The organism is Lentibacillus salinarum (assembly GCF_042679865.1).
Classification (GTDB): Bacteria; Bacillota; Bacilli; order Bacillales; family Amphibacillaceae; genus Lentibacillus; species Lentibacillus salinarum.
On sequence record NZ_JBHTNH010000056.1, the window covers coordinates 17548 to 38033 of the forward strand.

At 44.4% G+C, this 20486-nt stretch carries 18 protein-coding genes; 12 read left to right on the forward strand and 6 right to left on the reverse strand.

Annotated elements, in window-relative coordinates; genetic code table 11:
* Positions 1-207: 207 nt before the first annotated feature.
* Together ACFQ4A_RS17225 and ACFQ4A_RS17230 are read right to left on the reverse strand one after the other, a co-directional pair.
* On the reverse strand, positions 208-2265 hold the full coding sequence (locus tag ACFQ4A_RS17225; RefSeq protein ID WP_382402627.1) for a catalase: 2058 nt from the start codon (positions 2263-2265) through the stop codon (positions 208-210).
* Positions 2266-2433: 168 nt separating this feature from the next.
* Complete coding sequence (locus tag ACFQ4A_RS17230) at positions 2434-3111, reverse strand: hypothetical protein (protein ID WP_382402628.1); 678 nt, start codon at positions 3109-3111, stop codon at positions 2434-2436.
* Between the two features lie 179 nt (positions 3112-3290).
* On the opposite strand from ACFQ4A_RS17230, the gene ACFQ4A_RS17235 reads away from it, so the two are divergent.
* Both ACFQ4A_RS17235 and ACFQ4A_RS17240 read left to right on the forward strand, forming a co-directional pair.
* Positions 3291-3482, forward strand: a complete 192-nt coding sequence (locus ACFQ4A_RS17235; protein ID WP_382402629.1) for a hypothetical protein — start codon at positions 3291-3293, stop codon at positions 3480-3482.
* Positions 3475-4860, forward strand: a complete 1386-nt coding sequence (locus ACFQ4A_RS17240) for an amidase (RefSeq protein ID WP_382402630.1) — start codon at positions 3475-3477, stop codon at positions 4858-4860. The genes ACFQ4A_RS17235 and ACFQ4A_RS17240 overlap by 8 nt, the downstream gene beginning before the upstream one ends.
* A gap of 217 nt (positions 4861-5077) precedes the next feature.
* On the opposite strand, the gene ACFQ4A_RS17245 is transcribed toward ACFQ4A_RS17240, so the two are convergent.
* Entirely contained in the window at positions 5078-5698 is a 621-nt protein-coding gene (locus ACFQ4A_RS17245; protein WP_382402631.1) for a carbonate dehydratase, read from the reverse strand.
* Positions 5699-5985: 287 nt separating this feature from the next.
* Between ACFQ4A_RS17245 and dacB the strand changes: the two genes are divergently transcribed.
* The gene (gene dacB, locus ACFQ4A_RS17250) at positions 5986-7461 is read left to right on the forward strand and encodes a D-alanyl-D-alanine carboxypeptidase/D-alanyl-D-alanine endopeptidase (RefSeq protein ID WP_382402632.1); all 1476 of its coding nucleotides are present in this window, start codon (positions 5986-5988) and stop codon (positions 7459-7461) included.
* Between the two features lie 52 nt (positions 7462-7513).
* On the opposite strand, the gene ACFQ4A_RS17255 is transcribed toward dacB, so the two are convergent.
* The gene (locus tag ACFQ4A_RS17255; RefSeq protein ID WP_382402633.1) at positions 7514-7807 is read right to left on the reverse strand and encodes a hypothetical protein; all 294 of its coding nucleotides are present in this window, start codon (positions 7805-7807) and stop codon (positions 7514-7516) included.
* 257 nt (positions 7808-8064) lie between these two features.
* On the opposite strand from ACFQ4A_RS17255, the gene ACFQ4A_RS17260 reads away from it, so the two are divergent.
* The 3 genes from ACFQ4A_RS17260 to ACFQ4A_RS17270 are packed head-to-tail and all read left to right on the forward strand — an operon-like array spanning position 8065 to position 11691.
* Positions 8065-9528 (forward strand): spore germination protein, encoded by a 1464-nt coding sequence (locus ACFQ4A_RS17260; protein WP_382402634.1) that lies wholly within the window; start codon positions 8065-8067, stop codon positions 9526-9528.
* 11 nt (positions 9529-9539) lie between these two features.
* Positions 9540-10631, forward strand: coding sequence for a GerAB/ArcD/ProY family transporter (locus ACFQ4A_RS17265; protein WP_382402635.1), 1092 nt, complete (start codon positions 9540-9542; stop codon positions 10629-10631).
* On the forward strand, positions 10618-11691 hold the full coding sequence (locus ACFQ4A_RS17270) for a Ger(x)C family spore germination protein (protein ID WP_382402636.1): 1074 nt from the start codon (positions 10618-10620) through the stop codon (positions 11689-11691). The genes ACFQ4A_RS17265 and ACFQ4A_RS17270 overlap by 14 nt, the downstream gene beginning before the upstream one ends.
* A gap of 84 nt (positions 11692-11775) precedes the next feature.
* Here ACFQ4A_RS17270 and ACFQ4A_RS17275 read toward each other — a convergent pair whose 3' ends face one another.
* A complete protein-coding gene (locus ACFQ4A_RS17275; RefSeq protein ID WP_382402637.1) occupies positions 11776-12429 on the reverse strand; it encodes a DNA-3-methyladenine glycosylase family protein in 654 nt (217 codons plus the stop codon).
* A gap of 170 nt (positions 12430-12599) precedes the next feature.
* Between ACFQ4A_RS17275 and ACFQ4A_RS17280 the strand changes: the two genes are divergently transcribed.
* From ACFQ4A_RS17280 to ACFQ4A_RS17290, 3 genes are all read left to right on the forward strand, one after another.
* Entirely contained in the window at positions 12600-13814 is a 1215-nt protein-coding gene (locus ACFQ4A_RS17280; protein ID WP_382402638.1) for an NAD(P)/FAD-dependent oxidoreductase, read from the forward strand.
* Positions 13815-14099: 285 nt separating this feature from the next.
* Positions 14100-14351, forward strand: coding sequence for a hypothetical protein (locus tag ACFQ4A_RS17285; RefSeq protein ID WP_382402639.1), 252 nt, complete (start codon positions 14100-14102; stop codon positions 14349-14351).
* 106 nt (positions 14352-14457) lie between these two features.
* On the forward strand, positions 14458-15285 hold the full coding sequence (locus ACFQ4A_RS17290; protein ID WP_382402640.1) for a VanW family protein: 828 nt from the start codon (positions 14458-14460) through the stop codon (positions 15283-15285).
* A 22-nt stretch (positions 15286-15307) separates the two neighbouring features.
* Here the strand turns inward: ACFQ4A_RS17290 and ACFQ4A_RS17295 are convergent, their stop codons facing one another.
* Entirely contained in the window at positions 15308-15658 is a 351-nt protein-coding gene (locus tag ACFQ4A_RS17295; protein ID WP_382402641.1) for a thiol-disulfide oxidoreductase DCC family protein, read from the reverse strand.
* A 95-nt stretch (positions 15659-15753) separates the two neighbouring features.
* On the opposite strand from ACFQ4A_RS17295, the gene ACFQ4A_RS17300 reads away from it, so the two are divergent.
* The 3 genes from ACFQ4A_RS17300 to ACFQ4A_RS17310 all read left to right on the forward strand — a co-directional run bounded on the left by ACFQ4A_RS17300 (position 15754) and on the right by ACFQ4A_RS17310 (position 20001).
* Entirely contained in the window at positions 15754-16857 is a 1104-nt protein-coding gene (locus ACFQ4A_RS17300; protein WP_382402642.1) for a tetratricopeptide repeat protein, read from the forward strand.
* Positions 16858-16964: 107 nt separating this feature from the next.
* Positions 16965-17972 carry an ABC transporter substrate-binding protein gene (locus ACFQ4A_RS17305; protein ID WP_382402643.1) on the forward strand — a complete coding sequence of 336 codons (1008 nt, stop codon included), beginning with the start codon at positions 16965-16967 and terminating at the stop codon, positions 17970-17972.
* Positions 17973-17976: 4 nt separating this feature from the next.
* On the forward strand, positions 17977-20001 hold the full coding sequence (locus ACFQ4A_RS17310) for an iron ABC transporter permease (RefSeq protein WP_382402644.1): 2025 nt from the start codon (positions 17977-17979) through the stop codon (positions 19999-20001).
* Positions 20002-20486 lie beyond the last annotated feature (485 nt).

Consider the following 20486-nt stretch of genomic DNA (forward strand, 5'->3'; position numbering starts at 1 on the left):
GCAACAGGACAAGGAAAGCTGCGACAGCGATACATCGCACGAAGAAAAAGTGCTTTCCTTTTTCGAGGACGTTGCGAACTTAGCCTTTGTTCGGGCCTGCAGGATGTAGGTCACAAAGGCGTTGCAACAGGACGTTGCGAACTTAGCCTTTGTTCCTTAATATCAGTGGGAAAAGCACCCACTGAATGAAGTTTCACTTTATATATCCTATATCCTTTCCCAGAAACGCTGCATTGCAATGGCGGAGACAAAGTCTTCACCAAAGTTGGGATTATTTGTGGCAAACACGACACCAGCTAAGTTATTTATTTCTGTTGCGTGAACATAAGACTGTCCTGTTGAGGCAACACCGATTGGTTTATAATGTGTATAGGCATTTTGCACGAAATTCGCCATGTCCTGATCGAATTTCACCTGATTCTTAGAGCTGCCGCCAACGACGTAGAGTGAGTCATACAGATAGGGACTCGTTGTAAGAAATGTCTGATCAACTTTGAGTTTTGTGCCATCCGCTCCTGTAACTGTACCAAGTTGTTCACTGACAATTTCAATAATAACACCACATTGCTGTAGATAGTTAAGCATACTGATTACCTCATTACCGTTAAAACCATTGCCAATCAGGACACCTACTTTTTGTGTATAGGCATAACTCGGTGTACTGTACTGGCTAAGTGAAGGGAAACTTGTGGAAACGGGTACATGCGATCCACTTGGACGCTCGACACCAATATTATCAGCAACGGTGCACGCCAATTCCTTATCGACATTGACCAGCAAATTGACGTTTTGCTGGCGGACAGATTCGCTTTCTACTTTCCCGAGCTGATAGCTAAATCCTTCGATCGTATGCTGCTTTTCAATAGGTGTCATACTATTCCAGAAAATTCTCGGTTGCGTAAAGTAATCTTTGAACGAATCGCTTCGGGCACGTATGACGTGTCCTTCCACTTTTTTTGGATAATGTTCATACCCCCCTGCTTCCGGGGGTGTCGTGTATGGCGTATTATGTGCCAACGAGTTTTCATGATAGTTTACCTGATCCACATCGATTCGATACCTCATAGGGCCTCGTCGCTGATTATTATGAAATGGGCAAATCGGTTTATTGATCGGTAATTCTTGAAAGTTCGTTCCAATTCGATGTACTTGTGCAGCATGATAAGCAATTAACCTTCCCTGCAACACGGGGTCATTGGAAAAGTCAATTCCCGGAACGACATTTGTAGGATTAAATGCGGCTTGTTCTGATTCTGTATGGTAATTATCAATATTTCTATTTAACGTCATCTTCCCGATAAGGTGAACAGGGACGAGCTCTTCTGGCCAAAACTTTGAAGGATCGAGAACATCAAAGTCATATTTGAATTCATCCTCCAGCGGAATCAGTTGGACACCTAATTCATATTCAGGATAAGCGCCCATGTCAATCGCTTCTCGTAAATCTCTCCGGTGGAAATCTGGATCAAGTCCGCCGATTTTCAGTGCCTCATCCTGAAGCAGGGAATGAACACCAAGGACAGGCTTCCAAACAAACCTGACAAAAGTTGCTTTGCCTTGTTCATTAACAAATAGATACGTATTAATCGACCACGATTCCATCATTCGATAATTGCTTACAATACCTCGATCAGACATGATCCACTGCACCATATGAAGTGCTTCCGGGTTATTGGCTACATAATCCCAAAAATAGTCGTGTGCGCCAGAAGCTGTTGGTATATCATCATCCGGCTTAGATTGGTACGCGTGCATCGCATCCGGAAATTTCATTGGGTCTTGATTAATTAATACAGGCATATCAATTGTTGTCAGATCGTAATTTCCTGCTTCTGTATAAAACTTAACGCCCTGACAACGTAAATCCCTTGCCGTATCATAGGACCCTCTAGGCCCTTGTACGGTAGAAAAACGGATAGTTAATGGCGTCTTTTTCCCAGGTTCCTGTAAAAAGCATGCTTTTGTCACATGCTTCATCGACTGATAGCATTCAAACTCCCCATAGGCACTGTAACCTCTTGCATGAACCGTTCTTTCCGGTTCCTCTTCCTGCACAAAATGTGTCATTTTTTCAAAGTAATGCCAATCCTGATGTAATGTAGGACCGCGTTCACCGGCTGATAATATGTCCTCATCATTTGATATTTTTCTCCCTTGACTTGTCGTCATTGGCTTCCCTGTGTTTTGTCTCCGGTACTGATCCAGTTGTTCTTGCTTGATGTTTTCATGACGTCTTTCTTCGTTTCGTGATGACTTATCATCCATGTAAGCTCCTCCTTAATCTAAAATATTTCAACACTTCCTATAAATATGCATTTTTTCCGGATTTATTCATTAAGTTGGTTGAAAGGATTAATATGTTGATCCCTCTATACTGGCATAAAAATTTATTAACCTTTATATACTTATGCACGTTTCTGAAGCTGATTCCAGTTAACGATCGTTCGTGCCTTGATGATTGTTAGGGTCAACCATATCTTTAGCCTTTTCAATCCCTTGCGCCACCATTTCATCAGCAATCGTCGCAACGTCTGTATCATATTTTTCTTCATCTGATACCTCAAATTGTAGTTTCTCAGCATAGGGCGCTGATCGATTCATCATGTAAGCTGACATAACCTCAGAATAGACATCACGAGCTTTTTTAGCGTTTAGTTTTCCTTTTACAATATCATTCATTAAATTAAGTGCAAGGATATTCGAAGCTTCCATTTCACATCGGGATGATGCTTCACCTCTTGTTCGTTCAACGATGACACTTCCATCAAATGTTGCAATCTCACTGAACAGTTCGGGTGGAACGGCGTAGTTAATATAATTTTCGATAACATCGGTATGAGGCTGTGGAAAATCGTGAGGAATCGCGTCACGATAAACAATGGTTCGTTTCCAGGGGCCATTGTTATACCAAATCAGTCTGCTTTCAGTAGCTTCGTTTGGAGGACCGTATTGGTCTATTGTAAGATCAGCTGATTTTTTAGACATGGCATTCCAATCATGAACAATAGCTTTAACTTTCTCCAAATCTTCAAACGTTTTAGTTGTTTTCTCAGCACCACCAACGGTCTGTACTTTAAAGTCACTTCCTATGGAAATTCCTGCAGTTTTCAATTTCTCTTAGCGTACCTCCATTTTTATTTTGCTATTATTATGTGACAAATTCTTAACATTAAACTCTGTTTAGAACATTACACCCATCAAATTTTTCCTCAAAATGCCTAACATAAAAAATCTGCATAATCACTCACCCGTTTCATATAGTAATATCAGCCATAAAGGAGGAATGTCAGATGGAAAAAACGAACATGATTAGACAGGGATTATATTTACAGGGTTTGCCTGTCTATGAGGCGGATATCCCGTTTATTCATAACATACTTTGTACGATGAATCAGGCTCAGGCGTCTCTCACCGCATTCCCTCATCTGAATCAAGAAGTACCCATGACGATTGTTGATAAGGCGTTAATGCGCGATGAGTGAATTAGCCTTCCTAACTGCTAGTGAGCTTGCACCCTTAATCCAATCACGGCAACTGTCGCCGGTCGAACTGACCAATCATATGTTAAACCGCATCAATACAATGGATTCGAGTCTCCATACATATATTACACCTCTTCACGATTTAGCCCGCCAGCAGGCAAAAAAAGCAGAAGCTGATATAATAAGCGGTGCCTATAAAGGACCTCTCCATGGCATTCCGATCGGAGTCAAAGACAATTACTGTACAACAGGCATACGAACGACAGTCGGTTCAAAACTTTTTGCAGATTTCATACCTGACAAAACGGCGACAACAGTCGACAAGCTGTTAGGAGCAGGGGCCATTATGCTGGGAAAACAAAACATGCATGAACTTGCCGCTGGATCAACCGGGACAAATCCGTTCTTTGGCACAACCCGAAACCCATGGAATACCCATCATATGCCAGGCGGATCAAGCGGTGGCGGCACTGCTTCCTTGGCAGCCGGTCTGACAACACTTGCAACTGGATCAGACACATTTGGTTCGATTCGCTTACCTGCTGCTATGTGTGGTGTTTACGGTTTGAAGCCGACTTATGGGCTCACGAGTACGCATGGCGTTTTTCCTACAGCGATGTCATTAGATACTGCCGGACCCATGGCACGGTCGGTTTCAGATTTGACTTTGATGCTTCAATGCATGGCAGGCTTTGATGCCAATGATCCTGCAAGCCTTAAGGCACCCGTTCCAAATTACACGGAACATCTCAATCAAGGAATCAATGGCATAAAAATCGGTATTCCGTCTTATTATCTCGAGGGATTAGATCCCGATGTCGAAAAGCTTTTTCAGCATGCGATCACAACATTGCAGCATTTAGGAGCTGACATAAGGAAAATGACGATCCCTGAATTAACGCTGTCAACGTTTTCAGGCTATGCCATTATCACTGGAGAAGCATCTGATTTTCATTACGAATGGCTGCAGACGTGTTCAGAGGATTATTCCGCGGATAACCGGACATTCTTTTTATCCGGTACATTGACGAATACACCCCAATACGTCAGAGCTCAGCAAGCCCGAAGAAAGATGACAGAAGCATTTGATAAAGCCTTTGAAGATGTTGATGTGCTGCTAGGTCCGACGATACCGATGACAACGCCGGCGTTCAGTGAGTATTGGATCGAGCAGAATTTAGAGGTGATAAGACGCTGCTTGCCATTTACCTCCCCCGTCAATTTAACGGGAACGCCAGGCTTAGCTGTACCAATGGGATTAGACAAAAAAGGACTTCCTGTTGGTATGCAATTCATTGGCAATCATCTTTCCGAAAAACGCCTACTGCAGGTTGGTAATGTTTGGGAGCGAACAGAACCATTAAGTATAAGGGCATGAGCACGAGGCGGTCACGGGAAACCAATGTCCGGCAATGAACTTTCAGATGGTTTAGAAAGACTGGTCAATCACTTTGACGCGATAGCGATTCCGGATTATGGCCGCTATGTGAACTAATTTTATTTAGAAGACCAAGGCTTGGTGCTGCACGCCTTGGTCTTTTCTTGGTTAGTGTTCTGAATAATCGCTGTAGATGGCGGTGAAGCGGGAGAGCAGCCTATTCGCAGGGAAATGCCAGTGGTGTATTCCAACCATAGGATTTTCCGAGCCGGTAGTAATGATCAACAATGTGCTGGTTCAGTCCCTGGTATTGCTCTGGAACGGGCGGGAGTTTATCCGCGTCTTCTTGCTGCCAGACCGATTGTCCTGGAGCCACAAAACGGTTATCACCGATTCTGACGCCATTTGTTACTGTAGCGTTGTGCATGATCACACAATTCCGCCCTATGACCGCATCATAAATGCTGGCATGCTGTCCAACGTAAGTATTGTATCCAATGAACAATGGCCCGTGAACGGCGGCATGATGCAAGACACTATTTTCGCCTTCCAGATAGACGCCCCATTTTTGATCATTGACGACAACGTGTTCTCTGCCTGGATGGACATGCATTAAGACATTATCCTGTATGTTCGTACAGGGACCAACATAATAAGGATACCCCGAATCTGCGCGAAGCAAATTTTTAAAGCCCACAAACACATCATCCGCTATCGTGATGTTACCGATTATCATAGAGTCCGTTCCGATAACCGCTTTTGGACTGATTTTGGGATAACTGATACTGGTCACTTCTTCGACAGGCGGATTTTGATAAATAATTGGATAGAGATTCATACATATTTCTCCTCTCTTTTTAAATCCTATATCAGCCTATGTCAGCCTTTTTCCGAAAGTTCCTGGGGCTATGCCGGGAATTATTGTCGTCGCGCCAACCATTTATTTTAACGACAGGCGGGATTGAACGCCGTATGCTGTCCATCGAGAAAACGTTGGTGAATGGAATTTGTATAAATCCTTCTCCTTAGGCCCATCATTTTGGAGGGGGTAACAATGCAAATAAAGGAATTAGCGCCATCAATGGCGAACTATAATTGTAAGGCTTATTGGGGTGATCGAGGCGAATGAGGAAATTTTATAGTTTTGGAATGCTGTTTCTTTTTCTGACCGTATGTTTGATAGGGTCGTTTGCTATAAATAAACCAGAACAGACAGATAGCGGGGAAGAGGCGTCCAATATGTTAGGTGAAAAACTGAATCAATTGATTGAAAACGAGCCGAAACTAAAGGGTGCGATCGCTGGAATAAGTGTTCGTCACGCCTCAACAGGCGATAACATTTATGACCATATGGGGGATGTGAGGCTGCGTCCGGCTTCCAACATGAAGTTATTAACAGCTGCCGCAGCACTTTCCGTATTGGGAGAGGATTATACGTTTGTGACAGAAGTGCTGACTGACGGATCTGTATCAAATAATGAACTGAACGGCGACCTTTTTTTAAAAGGGAAAGGTGATCCAACACTGCTGCCTGAAGACTTTGATCTGTTTGCTAAAAAAGTGCAGGAAAACGGCATAAATGTAATTGAAGGGGATATTGTCGTGGACGATACATGGTATGATGATGTCCGTTTGTCGCCTGATTTAGTCTGGAGCGACGAGCAGTGGTATTATGGGGCACAAATTTCTGCATTAACCGCTTCACCAGATGAAGATTTTGACGCCGGAACGGTCACGGTTAACGTACAGCCGGGTGACCCTGGGGAGAAACCAGTGGTCACCGTATCACCCGAGACGGCTTATGTACAGGTGAACAATCAAGCCGAAACGATTGCGGCAGACGGTGAAGACGATTTATCAGTGGCGCGCGAGCATGGCGGCAATACGATTAAGGTGGAAGGGACGATACCCGCCGGGTCAGCCAATATCAACGAATGGATGGCTGTCTGGGAACCGACTGGCTATGCGCTGGATTTATTCAGGCAATCGCTGGAAAACCAGGGGATCACGTGGACCGGCGAGGTGAAAATTGGACAAGCTCCGGAAAAAACGGATGAATTATATACACATGAATCGATGCCGCTGTCTGAGCTGCTTGTTCCGTTCATGAAATTAAGCAACAATACCCATGCTGAGGTGCTTGTCAAGGAAATGGGGAAAGTTGTACATGATGAAGGCACCTGGGAAAAGGGGTTGGATGTTATCGGAACAACACTAGAGAAATTGGGAGTAAATACCGATTCGCTTACCATCAGAGACGGATCGGGTATTTCACATATGAATCTGATTCCCGCCAATGAAATCACGACATTGCTGTATGCTGTACAGGAGAAATCCTGGTTTGATACATACCTGAACGCGCTTCCTGCAGGCGGCACATCAGACCGGATGTCCGGTGGAACATTGCGCTACCGGATGGATGGGCAAACCGTTATGGCCAAAACAGGGACGATTGATGGTGTGAGTACCCTGTCAGGTTATGTGGAGACAGCGCAAGGGGACAAGCTGATTTTTTCCATCATGCTGAATAATTTGCTTGATGAAGAAGATGCACCGGCAATCGAGGATAAAATGGTCGAAATGATAGCACGTGAAAAATAGAAGGGAGCCCGTTTTGGGGCTCCCTTTTTAATACCGGTTATATTCCGGAAAGTTATTGATTGTTGTTTTGCTGTGCTTGAGTAGCCTGCTGGCGAGCCTGCTGTACCTGCTGCTGTGCCTGCTGTAGCTGCTGCTGTGCCTGTTGTACTTGTTGTTGGTTTTGCTGTGCACCGGCTTGCTGTTGTGCATTTTGCAGCTGTTGTTCAGCTTGCTGTACCTGCTGCTGTGCTTGTTGCAGCTGCTGCGGATCGGCGCTGGCCTGTGCTTGCTGGACAGCCTGCTGCGCCTGCTGTGCTTGTTGTACCGCTTGTTGCAGCTGTTGCTGCTGTTGGTTCTGTTGTGCCATTACATATAACCTCCAGTTAAAATTTTTCGAGCTGCATAGCGCTCTGTCGTTAGCATGCCGTATGTTTTAAAAAATATGTATCTTATTTGAAACTTTTTTCCATTAATGATGTTAAACCTGTGACATGACACTTCTATTAAGTCCGCAGTTTTTTATTTTTGCAGGTTATCACATATAATCCATCCCTATGAATAATAAACTGTCCAACCTTACATACTAACCGTATTACGCTTATCTATTTCAAGAGGGATGCACCCATGAACAAAAAAACAGCTCAGAAACAAGTACGAAGGGATTTTGAAAAGCTATTAAACACATTACAAACGAAAGACGGTTTTATTTATTTCCGGCATGAGCACGAAAACGGAACAATCCATTTAGGGTATTTAAAAACAGGTGTTGACCCGCAAAAACTGGAAAAATACATCCTGCCCCGGGTGCAGGACTATGCGTACCAGGATTTAACCGAACTGAATGCGCATATCCCGTTTACCAAAACGGAATTAACTGATGATAACAGTCAGATTCAGGAAAAACTGACGCAGGGTTTTGTATTTCTTTATATGGAGAATGCCAGCCCCTCATACTTGCTGATCCCACTTCCACTTGATGAAAAACGTCAGGTAGACACTCCTGAAATCGAATTCAGTGTTGTCGGGCCAAAAGAAGCGTTTGTGGAAGATATTGATACCAATTTGAACTTAATCCGAAAAAGGCTGGCCATCCCTGAATTAAGTGTCAAAAAGTTAAAAGTTGGTACCATCACAAAAACAGAAGTCGCGGTTTTATCAATTGATGGCATAGCTGACAAGGAAAATGTGAATACGGTCATCCAACGCATCAAAGATGTGGATATCGACCAGGTCATTGACAGTTCATTTATTCAGCAGTTAATCGCTGATAATAAAAATTCACCATTCCCGCAGCTTTTGGATACGGAACGGTCTGATCGGATTGCCTCTGTACTTGTGGAAGGGAAAGTGGCGGTCGTTGTTGACGGTTCGCCGCATGTTCTACTCGGACCGACAACGTTGATTGAATTTTTTTCCGCATTTGAAGATTATTTTTTAAATTGGATGACTGCGTCGGCGTTTCGGCTGATTCGTTTGGTTGCCGTCTTTTTCTCGATTTTAATCACCCCGTTGTATGTGGCGATTTTGACCCATCATTTTGAAATTGTACCGCAAATATTGCTCGGTACACTCGTTAACTCTCGGTTACAAGTGCCATTCCCGCCTATTTTGGAGGCAATCATTCTTGAGTTTACCATTGAGTTACTGCGTGAGGCAGGAGCCAGGCTGCCGACCAAAATTGGTCAGACCATCGGGATTGTGGGTGGTATTGTCATTGGTACAGCGGCCGTTGAAGCGGGGCTGACAAGTAATGTGCTGCTGATTGTAGTTGCCCTGGCGGCATTAGGGTCATTTACAACACCCGTGTATAAAATGAGTAACACCATCCGGCTGATCCGCTTTCCATTACTGATCATGGCACACGTTTATGGATTGATTGGTCTGACAATTGCCATTGCTTATATTATGGTACACCTGCTGCGGCTGACGTCGTTGGGAAGGCCGTTTTTTGCCCCGATCTTTCCATTTCGGGCAACCGATTTCAAAGATTCTTTAATCCGTCTGCCGTTTGACATGCAAAACAAACGCCCGTATGAAGTGCGCCCAACTAAAGTTGAACGGCCTGTTGAAAAAGCTGATCATAAGTAGAGGGATAGACAATGGTTGCAATCAAAGATAAAGTATCGAAGCTGATGGTGTTTTTTCTCATCTCAGGTTCGCAAATAGGTGTCGGCTTTCTTGGCTTCCAAAGCATCATTAGCCAACATGCCGGCCATGATGCCTGGATGTCGCTCATTATATCGGGCGTCGGTGTCAGTGTGATTATATGGATTATGTATCAGCTGCTTAAGCATAACGACGAAGGTGATATTGTTGCGATTCACCAGTTCACGTTTGGTAAATGGCTCGGTGCGTTCTTGACGGCACTATTCGTGCTGTACCTGCTTTTTTTGGCAATTGTTGTGCTGCGAACGTATATCGAAATTATTCAGGTATGGATGTTTCCGCACCTAAAAGTGTGGGCCTTTTTACTGCTTTTGATTCCTCTGATTTATTATATCATTTCAGATCAATTCCGGACGGTCGTCGGGGTCTGCTTCCTCGGCATCGTCTACCCGTTCTTTTTGAATTTGACATTGTTTTTCCCGTTAAAGTATGCGGATTTCACCCACCTGTTACCGGTTATGGAGCATTCCATCACGCAACTGATGCAGTCCTCATCAGTGGCCATTCTTAATTTTATGGGCTTCTCGGCAATTCTTGTTTTTTACCCGTTTATCCGGGGCGCTGAGCAGTCACAACGATATGCCCATTATGGCAATCTCTATACGACTGTCCTGTATCTTGCGGTTTGTCTGATTGCCTTTGTTTATTATAACGAAGGTGAATTGGAGCGTATCGTTTGGGCGACGTTAGGACTTTGGCGAATTATCGAACTGCCGTTTATGGAGCGTTTTGAATACTTCGGGATTGCGACCTTATTCTTTACCATTTTGCCGAATGTCGTTTTGCTTATCTGGGCCGCCACAAGAACAGTGCATAGAGCCTTTGGTTTCAACCATAAAAAAGTGGCGGTTGTCTTGCTGGGTGTGATATTCATCGCCTGCGTTTCCTACGGGGGAAGGCAAGGTGTTAATATTTTAAATGACACAGCCGGAGGTATTGGACGGGTGTTCTTATTCATTTATGTACCGGTTTTGTTCATAATCAACTTGCTTCGCAGGAAGGTGCGGAAACATGGCGGCTCTTAAGTATATTGTCTTTTTTGTCTTTGTCGCAGTAAGTTTGATGCTTAATTTAAATATGCCGAAAAAAATAATCGATCACATCCAAATGGTCACGGTTGCCGGGTATGATACCGCTGAAGAAGATAAACTCCAGGGGACCGTGGTGACGCCTGATTATACCCAGCCGGATCAGGTTGACGATGTGGTTTATACGGATACTGCCGGGACGGTGTATGAAAACAGGGTTAAACTGAATGCCAAATCGACGGAACGGTTACTGAACGGGAAGCTGCAAGCGGTGTTGTACAATCAGGATTTGGCGGAACAGGGGATTATTGACTTTATTGAATTTCTGACAAGAGATCCGTCTATCGGGGGGGACGTGTACCTAGCTGTGACAGAAGGCCCGACGCGTGACATCATAAATGCTGTTCAGACGAATAAAGGAATGGGTATTTTTTTTAAAGACTTATTCGAACATAATATTGAACACGGTAATTTACCGCAAATTAATTTAAAAGAATTCGTATCCGGCTGGAAAAGTGCCACCCGGGATCCGTTTTTGCCACTGCTTACTGTCAGCAATGGTGTTCCGGAATTGACGTCCATTGCCTTCTTTGATGATAATCAAATGGTTGATACACTGCCAGTTGAAAGGGCCATCATATTTAAAATGCTGTACGAAGAAATTAATGATGGCCAGTACCAGTATAAAAGTAGTGACTACTACATATCAGTTGAAAATCTTGAAACTGCTAAAGATGTTTCGGTGGAAAATAGCGGTGGAAGCACTGCTGTGACCATCAATCTGCAACTTCGGGGCAGCATCAGGGAGTTCACCGGCACTCAAGTATTAGATAAGCTGGCTAACGTTGAAAGCGATATTGAAAAGGATATTACGCAAAACGCTGAGAAACTTATCAGCCGATTTCAGGAGTTGGCTATCGATCCACTCAATATTGAAGGTGATGTAAAGGCCAGTAACCGGCATCATGATAAGGAACAGTTTAAGGATGTGTACGAAGACATGCCGATTAATGTTAAGACAGATGTCAAATTGACTGAATCGGGGACAAGACGCTGAATGTGCTATGTTTTTACAGAATTACCAGACTTATCCAATCCAGAAGTGTGAACGGGTGCCGGACACCCGTCGTTGACTTGCGAATCATGTGATGTCATCAATTGAAAGATACGTTTTATCAAAGCCCAAATGGACCACTTCCCATAAATAAAACGAAGCAATGGTCAGGTGCGGTTCCCAGACAGGCTTTTTGTCTAGCAAAATCTTACGACGCTCGGACCGGTCCACGTTGTACAGCCATTTCGCCCCGCGCTGCAGGCCGATATCATCAACGGCCAGCACATTCATCCGGCCAAGCGAAAAGATTAGAAACATTTCAGCTGTCCACTTTCCGATGCCTTTAATACGCGTCAATTGTTTGATGACGGACTGATTATCCAGCTCACTAATCCGGTCAAAGTCAAGGGTATTGTCATAAACGTTGGCGGTCAGATCACGTAAGTAAACGATTTTCCGGCCGGATAAACCGGCTGCTCGAAATTGGTCATCGGGGACATGCAAAATGGCCTCAGGTGTCATATTCCCTTCAACCAACGCTTCCAGCCGCCCGAAAACCGCATTGGCAGCCTGCACAGAAATTTGCTGGCCGATAATTGAACGGACCAGGGATTTGAAATAGTCAGGACGCATCGGAACCGTTAATTCCCCGACAACGTTAATCAGTTTTTTCATGTTCAAGTCTGTCGTGGCCAATTCCTTCACAGCTTCATCAGACGGGCCAATCACGAATGTATCCATAAGTCACCTCAAGCGTCATTTTAAAGGTTTTTGGGATTTTTGACAAAATACACGATCGATGTATTGAATTGTTAGCCTAAATAGGGTACGTTTGATATGATATAGATGATGTCTAATAATGAATCTTTTTACAGAAACGCTTTGATACCAATCAGGAAAGGTGGATGTATATGAGTAAACCAAAAATTGTCGTCCTCGGCGCTGGTTATGCCGGAATGATGACAACAAGGCGGCTAATGCAGAAATTAAGCCCCGAGGAAGCGGAAATCGTGCTTGTCAACAAGCATAACTATCACTATCAGACAACATGGCTTCATGAAGTGGCGGCTGGAACAGTTAATCAGAATCAAGCGCGTATGATGATCAGTGATGTGATTAATCCGACACGCGTCAATCTGATTTATGATGAAGTCGTCGAAGTGAAAAAAGATGAGAATCGTGTTGTCTTGAAAAATAGTGACATTACATACGATTACCTTGTGATTTCACTTGGGTTTGAAACGAATACATTTGGCATTAAAGGCATGGAGAAAAATGCGTTTTCCATAACGGATATTGAATCAAGCCGGATGATCCGTGAGCATATTGAGTATCAATTTGCCAAATATAGCACTGCCCAGAATCCAAAAGACGAGGACTTGACCATACTTGTTGGCGGCGGCGGTTTTACCGGCATTGAGTTTGTCGGAGAGCTGGCTGAGAAAGTACCGGAATTGTGCAGGAAGTATGATATTGACCGCAGCAAAGCACGGATTGTTAATGTGGAAGCTGCTCCACGTGTTTTGCCCGGGTTTGATGATGATCTTGTTGCGTATGCCAAAAAGTCTCTGGAAGACCGCGGGGTTGAATTCAGAGAAGGTGCGAAAATCTCTGAGTGCAAGAAAAACAGCTTTGTTATCGGGGAAGAAGAAAATCAGGAAGAAATTAAAGCCGGTACCATTGTATGGACTGGCGGCGTAACCGGCAATGCTGTTCTTTCCAAGTCCGGATTTGAACTGACGAAAGGAAAAGTAACCGTTAATGGTGATTTACGTGCACCTGGTGAAGAGAATATTTTCATCCTTGGTGACTGTGCATGGGTGATGAACGAGGCAGAAGGCAAGCCATTCCCACCAACCGCCCAGGCTGCCATGCAGCATGCGGATACATGTGCCGGCAATATCAAAGCGCTGTTGCGTCATGAACCATTAGGCAAATTTGTGTTTGATGATAAGGGTACCGTTGCTTCCCTTGGTGAGGCAGACGCCATGGGAACAGTATTCAATGACTATCAATTGTATGGAAAATCGGCTGTATCGATGAAAAAAGTCATCGACAACCGCTACCTGTTCCTGCTTGGCGGTCCGAAACTTATCTTGAAAAAAGGCAAACTGCGCATGTTTTAATCATTGAGGAGGGACATTTTATGAGAAATGGAATACTGTATGCATTGCTGCTTGCCCTGGCAACCGTTGCAGGTTATACGGTGGCAACACGTGCGCTCGAGGACACAAGAGACTTCAGGTAATAAAATAGGAACCGGGAATTTGCAACCATCCTACCAAACCGGTGGGGTGGTTGTTTCTTTAGGCTCAATTATATCAAAACCTATAAAAAGCGCCTTTTGTGATGAATGTCACTATCTGCATCGTATATATCTTATATACTAGAGGAGAGAGGAGGATATTTTTATGAGCATGGGGTTGATTATTTTTTTGGTCGTCCTTTTCATTGCAGCGTTGGGTGGCACATTTTTTGCTTTTAAACAGGAAGAAAAGAAAATGAAAAAATATGAAGAAGAAGGTGACACGGTAGAGGATCAATTAAGACGGTCACATGAATACGAATCCTCATCATTAAAGTCCAATATTCCGTTGCAGTTGGCCATATATGGTGTGACCATTCTACTCTCACTTATCGTCTTTGCTGTTTATTTATTTTAGAGGTTGTTCAAAACCTTTCCGATGCAGAACGTCACATATCAGCCAGTGTACAGCATTCATGTTTTTAACGTATTATCAAATACTACAAGACAGGAGGTGGTTATAGATGTTAACCGTAATCTTGTCTTTTTTATTGACATCAGCTCCACTAACGGTAACAGACGATGGCCAAGTGGCAGCTGAACTGGTGAAGGAAGATTTTGAACGCCTTTATGTTGATCGATTGCTGATTGATGATGAAAAACTGGCTTTGCAAATGGATATACTTGACGAGAAAATGTATCAAAAGCCAGTAAATGCTAAATTGGATGATGATGGTAACATCATACAGGAAAAGCTTGGTGTTGAACTGGATCGGACGAAATTCCGTCAGCTGTTTCAGCGTTACTTCTACGAGGGAACCCCTCCAGATAAGGTTGAATTGCCCGGCCGGAGCGTTTATCCTAAAGTGGACAGTGAGCTGCTTGCAGAAATCCGTGAACATGAGATTGGCCGTTATGTAACGACCTTTAAGCCTGGTAACGAAGAACGTTCGCGTAATATTGAGCTGGCGGCTGAAGCGATTAATAATCATGTTGTCTTCCCTGGTGAGCGGTTTTCCTTTAATGATGTGGTCGGAAAACGAACGGAAGAAAAAGGTTATCAGCGGGCCCCCGTCATTGTTAAAGGCGAATTGTCAGAGGATATCGGCGGTGGTATCTGCCAAGTCTCCTCGACATTATATAATGCGGTTGATTTGAAATCCATCGATATCACCGAGCGCTATTCACACAGCCGCAGTGTCCCCTATGTGCCGCCGGGCCGTGATGCGACTATCAGCTGGTATGGCCCTGATTTTGCTTTTACGAATCAGCATAAACAGCCGATTTTAATCCGGGCATCAGCGAACGATGGTCATATGGAGGTGCAGGTATTGTCTGCTGAACCGTCATAAAACAACGATTTATGATGGTTGTTTACGAATCAATTCTGCAGCCATCATCGCCACATTGCTTGACCGGAACAAGCTTCCGGTTTTTCGCGATGGTATTGTACATGAGCTCACCGAGTCCAACCCACTTAAACACGTACAGAATGGGGAGGATGGGCCATAGGGGCGGCAGTTTTTTGCTTATCGCGATGATGGCGTCATAACCTTGAAACCATTGGCCCCGGTCATAGACATGCAGTTTTTCCGCCATTGCTTTCGGATAGTTTTCCAGATCACGAAACGATGAATAACGGAGCCGGTTACGCCAGTCAATCTTTTTCCAGAATACAGATGAATGGGTACATAGCTTGCAATAACTATCATAGTAAACGATCATGCCACAACACCCCTTTCCGGCTGCGGACCAAATGATTTTTCCTTTATTTTAACACAAAACTTGGTTAACATTTAAGACAGAAGGAGGAAGGGCTCATGGATATATTAAATGTGAATGATCATTTTCAGGATGACCTGTCGTCTGACTATAAAGTTCAGCTTGAAGAAATCTTGCAGGAATTCAACCGCAGTCACTATCCAAATGTGCTGTCAAAATCAGCTGCTTTGCGCTCAGAAGCTGATCTTGACCGGCAACTAGCCGACAAATTGAAAATGGTGGAGGCTATCTGTCATTCGGAAATGGGTGAAGTTAAAGCGGCAACCGACATCATCTCCGAATTATATCACGATTCAACGATTGATTGGATGTTGCTTGGTGAACTGGCGTATATGTGCGATTACAAGCTGGCCCGCCGTATCCTGAGTGCGGCAGTACAGATGATGGAAGAAACGGATACCGTAGACCGGATTAAACTGGCTCGCGGTTATCTGGTGCTGGCTGAAACGGAGGAGCAACTGGAAAAATATGCACGGGCGATTAAATATTTTAAAACAGGACTTACATATTTTCAGGCGAACGAGACACCTGATCAATATATGATATTGTATCTCCATTTCAAAATCGGTATGATGTATTCGATGAAAAATGAAGCGGATGAATCGCTGGAATATTTGAATAAGGTCATTGACATGGCTGGTGATACCAATCAGGAATTGACCATCAACAGTCTCGTAACAATTGCTAAAACATACGGCAGCCGGAATGAAAATGAGAAGGCATACCCGTATTTGCAGGAAGCACTTGAACGATTGGAAGGCTCACCATTGGCGAATAATATGGCCCATGCGGAAGCTCTGACGGAGGTGGCATTTTATTATTTTGACCAGTCCAAGCTGACGGAAGCTGTACCGTATTATGATAGAGCGATTGCCGTCTACCGGAATTTGCCGCAGACGTCCCACCGGAAATTGGGAATGATTTATATGCAATATGCTTATTGCCTCGAACATATGGCAGAGCCGAATATCCGGGAAGCTGCTAAAAGCTATGAAAAGGCCATCGAAAAACTGGAGCTGACAAAAGACCGGGATCTGTTGGAGAACGCGCTAGCTGATGTCATAGCCTTTTTCGATCATACCGGCAACCAGAAGAAAAAGCGTGAATTCGAAAATAAATTTGTCAAAATGGCAAACGCTTAATGGTTTAACTTGACAGGCTGTTTTCGGCGACATAAGATGATAATGAGAATCTTTATCACTTATGACGAGTCATACCGAACGAAACAACTGTAAAAGGAGCGAATGCCATGAAAAAACGTACAATTATTCCGCTGTTTATGTTGCTGTTATTTTTGGCTGCCTGCAACGGTGATGGTCAAAATAGCGACGAAAACGATACGAACAATGCGGACAACACAGATGACAGCGAACAAACGATCACAATAGAAGATGCCATGGGCGAACAGACCATTGAAGGGACACCGGAAAATATCGTGGCACTGGAATGGTCCTATGCCGAAAATCTGCTGGCACTTGGTGTTCAGCCTGCTGGCGTTGCCGACCTGGACGGGTTTCATCAATGGGTGAACATTGATAAGGAATTTGCCGAAAGTGTGGACGATGTCGGAACACGGCAGGAACCGAATCTGGAGGCGATAAGAAGGCAGGACCCGGATCTGATTGTGGCTGTCCAGTTCCGGCATGAGCAGTATCTGGATCAGCTGAAGGACATTGCACCGGTTGTCACATTCGCCCCTTATGGTGAAGAAGCCATTCAGGATCATTATGGAAATATGATCAGTGAAATGGAAACACTTGCGGAGATTGTTGATAAACAGGAAGAAGCTGAAGAGGCGATCGCTGAGTTGGATGCCTTTATTGACGGTCAGAAGCAGCGCATCGCGGATGCCGGTCTGGAAGGATCACCATTTTTAGCCACACAGGCATTTACGGCGCAAAATACACCGACACTGCGGTTGTTTACGGATAATTCGATGGTCGGAAAGGTCATGAATAAGCTCGGTTTGGAAAATGTATATGAGACGGATGAGCCGGAAGTGTACGGCTATACCGAGGTGACGCTGGAAGCCCTGCAAGATTTTCAGAATAAAGAAGATTTACAATTTCTGTACATTGTTCAAGACGATGACAATGTTTTTGAGTCGGATTTCAAAGGCAATGCCGCCTGGGAAAACTTAAGTTTTGTTCAAAATGGCAACACCCATCAATTGCCCGGTGATACATGGACATTCGGCGGTGTACTGTCAAATCAGGTACTGGCGGAACAGCTGGTTGATGCTATGGTAAAAGAGTGATCAGATGACGGTTAATCTGCGAAAATTAATGGTGGCGGTTCTTACCTTTGGAGGTGGAACCGCGCTTTTATGCCTTTTAACATTTATACATATTAACCAGGGAAGTGTGTCAATCTCTGTCAGTACTGTCATCGACGCGCTTATTTCCCCTGAGAATAATTTGGAACATCATACTGTGCGTGTCTTACGGATGCCGCGGGCTGTTATGGGAATTATTGCCGGTGGGGCGCTGGCTGTTTCCGGGGTAGTTCTACAGACAGTTACCAAAAATCCGCTGTCGTCGGCAAGTACGCTCGGAATTCATTCTGGCACATATTTTGCGGTCGTTTTCAGTACGGTATTTTTACCGGCGGCATTGGTTGGGAATGGTGTCATTGTCGCTTTTGTCGGCGGTATCGCGACGTTTCTGATCGTGTTTACCTTGTCGGGCGGCAATAAAGCAACCCCGGTTCGCATGGTGCTGGCCGGGATGATTGTAACGTTTTTATTTTCATCTTTAACAAGTGTTCTGCAAATTTTTTATGAAAACGAAACGGCGGGATTGTTCTTATGGGGGTCAGGCACACTTGTGCAAAATGACTGGAGTGGTGTCAGGTTTTCCTTGCCGATGGTGGCTGTCGGGCTGCTGATCATCTTGGTGATGGCCTTCAAATTGGATACCCTCACGTTGGGGGATGACTTGGCCACGGCACTCGGGCAAAATGTCCATTTCGTTAAATTTGTTTCGATCACGGCAGCTGTTCTGCTGACGTCTGTTACTGTCAGTGTCGTGGGACCGATCGGATTTGTCGGGCTTGTGGCCCCGCACATTATTAAACTGATCGGTTACCGGAAGCATTTGCCGTTATTGATTGCCTCATTTATCTGGGGCAGTAATGTACTGTTGTTAGCTGATGTTTTGGCGCGCATCATTGACCCGTCATTTTCCGAATTGCCTGTCGGGGCGATTACAGCGCTGATCGGTGCCCCGTGGCTTATTTACCTGGTGTTAAGGATGAGGCGGTCCAAATATGGTGACGAAAATACATCCGTCATTGCCGGAAAAGCATCTGCCACCTGGCCGTTGAAAATGGTCATTCCAGTACTGTTCATCATGATTACGTTGACACTGTTCGTCAGTCTGGCATCCGGCAATTATGGGTTTGAGCCTGTTCTGTTATGGAATGCCCTGTTCGGCGAAACAGATGATTTTATGCTCGGACTGATTATGGATTTACGACTGCCAAGGGCGTTGGTAGCTTTGATCAGTGGCATGGTTCTGGCTGTGAGCGGATTGGTTTTCCAAGGTGTGCTGCGCAATCCGCTGGCTGATCCGTCTGTCATCGGGATAACCTCCGGGGCTGGGGTTGGCGCACTGCTGACAATGTATGCTTTTGGTGTGGCTGCTGCCTGGATACCGGTTGGGGCTATCCTTGGTTCTATTATCTTTTTTGTCTTTGTGATGGTGCTGGCGATCCGTGCGCAATTTCAGCCGACGATTTTGGCTTTGCTCGGTATTGGTGTATCCGCATTTGGCCAGGCGATTATTCAAATATTGGTCGTTCGGGCAGATATGAATGTGGCATCCGCATTAACATGGCTGTCGGGCACAACATATGCCAAGGGGTGGCCGGAACTATTGAATTACTTGGCCTGGCCTGTTGTAATATTGCTGCCGTTGCTCATGATACGCATTCGTGATCTGGATACCTTATCACTGGGTGATGATACAGCAAGGGGGCTGGGCTTGAAAGTCATGTCTGTTCGCTTTCAGCTGGCATTATTAGCAACATTGCTGGCAGCGTTTAGTGTCGCGGCAGTCGGTACCATCGGGTTTATCGGCCTGATTGCGCCGCATGTGTCCCGCTTGCTTGTTGGACCAGCTAACCAGCGTCTGCTGCCGGTTACGATGCTCGTTGGCGGCGTCTTGCTGGTTGTAGCTGATGTACTTAGCCGGACGCTTTTAGCCCCGAATGAAATCCCATCCGGAATCCTGGTTGCCATCATCGGAGCGCCGTATTTCCTCTGGCTGATGCGGAAGCGGGCGTAGAATAAAATGATGTTACTAGCCTATATATCATATTTAGCGTGCTAAATCATATAAAATTTAGTACGCTATTTTTTCTTGGCATAACAACGTTCAAATGAATAATTTATAATTGTATCATTTGTAATAACACGACAAATATTCATTGTCATTGCCCTGAAAGTATTGCTAAAACGGATCTTACTTTGCTAAAATCCCTTTTATTATAAAATCGACTTTAGCGTATATTGTGGAAATAGATAGATGTATTTTTTAAAATTTCAACCAGGTACTCTAAATATCTATGTTAAAATAAGTCTAAAGATTGTAACGAAATGGTCTTAAATTGAACATTCTGGGTTTTAAACTTTATGCAATAATCGGGCCAGATTGTTGCATAACTTATTGTGGAGATGATGGAGTTATGAGACGATGGTATTAAGGGAAATGGCAGAAGATTAATTAAATATAACACTAGAGGTAAAAAATGAGGATAAACAAAAATGTAA